This window comes from Affinirhizobium helianthi, from assembly GCF_042680945.1.
GTDB lineage: Bacteria > Pseudomonadota > Alphaproteobacteria > Rhizobiales > Rhizobiaceae > Neorhizobium > Neorhizobium helianthi.
Window position 1 is genome coordinate 1 of sequence record NZ_JBHUEQ010000028.1, and the last position, 1476, is coordinate 1476.

A 1476-nucleotide genomic window follows, 5' to 3' on the forward strand; every position below is an offset into this window, starting at 1 on the left:
AGTCGAAGTCATGCGGCAGCAGCGGATGGCGATTTGCGACCCAGTCATCGTCATAGGTTCCGGCAAGAGCTGTTCCCGCGTCCGCCCATGGACCCGAGATGACGCCTTCGCACGTAGACAAGCCGGCGTAGCCGAGGAAACCCAGTGCCGATAAGGCAAGCGAGGTAGCTAACGTTCGCTAAAAAAATGTGATTTTCTTGAATCGTGAAATTCGATCATCCCACAATCCCTGAGAGAAGGCAGTTATGGACCAATCACCGGGGGTGCTCTGGTCAAGTCGACCAGTCGTGATACCGATATTGTTGAATAACACAACTCCAACGTTATGCACTGCGCCGCCGTTCTCCTGCTCGAGAAATTGAAGAATCGACCGGCCGGGCTCTTCAAAAATCATTCTGCTTTTGAAAATTACCCGCTTCACATCATAAAATGCCTCTATTTCTGTAACGCCGATCTTGTCGTATGAAATTATAGGCAGATCAATATCGCGGTATTCACGGATGTAATCGATATCTTGGTCAAATGGATCCGCGCGTCCGATGATTGCTTCAACTTCCTTAGGCGTCATTCCAAATTTTATTGGTCCGACGCCTGAAAATGGAAAAATTTCCCATTCCATTCTTTTCATCCTTTACTTTTGTTTGCCTGGAAGGAGGCCGTGTTTCTCAAGGCATTTTTGGTACGCCGACCGCTCCTGTAGTGCCTCGTTGTATTTTCTTAGATTCCCGCTCTCTTTAGCGACACGACGTGTATCCCTATAATCCATTGCAGCGGCATCTCTGTATCTACCAGAATCGATCAAAGTTTGTTGCTTTTCCCGCCACTCCTGCGCTCGTCGACCACTTCCAGTACTCCGTGCCTTTCGATGATCAGGTTTGTCTTTTGAAATCGCTGGGCTCCTTCCCTCATTAAGCGGAGAGACTGATTTAGATGGAATATGGTCTGACTCGCGATCCTCACGTGCACCCCGGGTCCCATCATACGATCCGCCACGGTACGGTCCCTTTCCGTTTGGATTACCTTTTGCAAGATGATCACAAGGGTTTTTGGTTCGCTTTTTGGAAGTGTTTCTAACGCCCCCGTCACCTGATGCGACGCCTTGCTCCGCTTTACTTTCTAAGGCCTTAACATTCCTCCCGGCCTCTTCGGCCTCCTTTAACCGATGCTCCGCCTTTGCGACATCGCTTGCGAGTTCGAGGCCTTCGCCAGCGGCTTTGGCCTTCTTAAGAGGGTTGGCTATGCCGAGTGCTGTTGCAGCCAGATGTCCGCCTGCCTGAGCAACGCCACCCTTGTCGTAGGCGTTGGTTACACCCGTCCATAGGCCTTTGAGGGCATCACCTGTCCAGGTGGCGACGTTTGTTGCCGATTGGCCGGGGTTATTCCAGGTATATTCGGCTGTGTTGGCTATGCCGTGACCGACATCTCTGCCGAAGTCGACCACGTCATCCACGGAAGGACGTGCGTTCCAGGCAGATT

Annotated in this window: 2 protein-coding genes and 1 pseudogene; all 3 read right to left on the bottom strand. The window is 51.4% G+C overall.

Annotated elements, in window-relative coordinates:
* Nucleotides 1-169, bottom strand: a pseudogene (locus ACFSE1_RS16640) (DUF2169 domain-containing protein); the annotation flags it as partial.
* Nucleotides 170-178: 9 nt separating this feature from the next.
* Nucleotides 179-619: a hypothetical protein gene (locus ACFSE1_RS16645; RefSeq protein WP_377403766.1), complete on the bottom strand. Its 441-nt coding sequence runs from the start codon at nt 617-619 to the stop codon at nt 179-181.
* Nucleotides 620-631: 12 nt separating this feature from the next.
* On the bottom strand, nt 632-1476 hold an 845-nt coding region (locus ACFSE1_RS16650; protein WP_377403769.1), incomplete at its 5' end, for a hypothetical protein.